At 67.0% G+C, this 761-nt stretch carries 1 protein-coding gene and 1 pseudogene; one reads left to right on the top strand and one right to left on the bottom strand.

The features are described 5' to 3' along the window. Nucleotides 1-112 (top strand): annotated as a pseudogene (locus MFF58_RS32430) (sugar transferase); the annotation flags it as partial. A 45-nt stretch (nucleotides 113-157) separates the two neighbouring features. Here MFF58_RS32430 and MFF58_RS31875 read toward each other — a convergent pair. Next, nucleotides 158-761 (bottom strand): IS3 family transposase (locus MFF58_RS31875; RefSeq protein ID WP_238294335.1); only part of this gene is annotated, 604 nt, incomplete at its 5' end.

Raw genomic sequence — 761 nt, 5'->3', positions numbered from 1 at the left:
CGAGCGCGTCGCCCTCGACCTCGACTACGCCACCCGCTGGAGCCTGCGCCGGGATCTCGCCATCCTCCTGCGCACCATCCCCGCCGTCCTCGCCCAGCGCGGAAGCAAGTAGCTCTAGTGAACCGCTCCCGGTTTCCTGGAGGCCGTTTGGTTTGGTTCAGGCGGCCAAGCCTTGGACCTCGGCCTGCGCATAATAGCGGGCTTCCGCTTCGGCGGGAGGCACGTTGCCGATCGGTTCGAGCAGCCGACGGTGGTTGAACCGGTCCACCCATTCGAGCGTGGCGTACTCGACGGCCTCGAACGAGCGCCACGGCCCGCGCCGATGGATCACCTCGGCCTTGAACAGGCCGATGATCGTCTCGGCGAGGGCGTTATCGTACGAGTCGCCGACGGTGCCGACGGACGGTTCGATGCCGGCCTCAGTGAGGCGCTCGGTGTAGCGGATGCTCACGTATTGCGATCCACGGTCGGAATGGCAGACGAGGCCGCCGCCAGCGGAGGGACGGCGCTCGTGCAGCGCCTGCTCCAGGGCATTGAGCACGAAGTCTGCCCGGGCAGAGCGCGACACGCGCCAGCCCACAATCCGGCGAGCGAAGACGTCGATCACGAAGGCCGCGTAGACGAAGCCGCTCCAGGTCGCGACGTAGGTGAGATACTGTCGGCGAATCAGGGGGCGGGGGCATTGGTATGGAGATGTCCGATGAGCCTGCGACCGGAACCGATCGGCACGATCCCAGCTGAGACAGTGCGGGTTGCGAGGG

Origin of the sequence: Methylobacterium longum (assembly GCF_022179385.1) — a bacterium.
Lineage (GTDB): Bacteria > Pseudomonadota > Alphaproteobacteria > Rhizobiales > Beijerinckiaceae > Methylobacterium > Methylobacterium longum.
The sequence above is the reverse complement of the archived record's forward strand: the minus strand, read 5'-3'. Positions and strand labels throughout refer to the sequence as shown.